Origin of the sequence: Pseudomonas sp. SIMBA_068, from assembly GCF_046534705.1 — a bacterium.
Classification (GTDB): domain Bacteria; phylum Pseudomonadota; class Gammaproteobacteria; order Pseudomonadales; family Pseudomonadaceae; genus Aquipseudomonas; species Aquipseudomonas putida.
On the sequence record NZ_JAWRYI010001027.1, the window covers coordinates 1 to 255 of the forward strand.

The following is a 255-nucleotide window of genomic DNA, read 5'->3' on the forward strand; positions in this document are numbered from 1 at the left end:
GGCAGCGCTGGGCGCACAGGCCGGTGGCGGCGCAGGTGTCGATGCCCTGGTACTGATAGGCCGCTTCCAGTTCCGTGGTGTCGATGCCGGCCCGTTTGCGTGCCTGGATATCACGCCAGATGACGATGCGCTGGCGCGGGCTCAGGGTCAGCCCCTTCGACGGGCACACCGGCTCGCAGAAACCGCACTCGATGCACTTATCCACCAGCTCATCGGCGGCGGGCAAGGGCTTGAGGTGTTTGAGGTGGATTTGCG

1 protein-coding gene is annotated in these 255 nt (G+C 65.9%); it reads right to left on the reverse strand.

Going from position 1 to position 255, the window contains the following annotated elements:
• Positions 1 to 255: 4Fe-4S dicluster domain-containing protein (locus SB756_RS32545; protein ID WP_410913570.1), on the reverse strand; the 255-nt coding region annotated here is incomplete at both ends.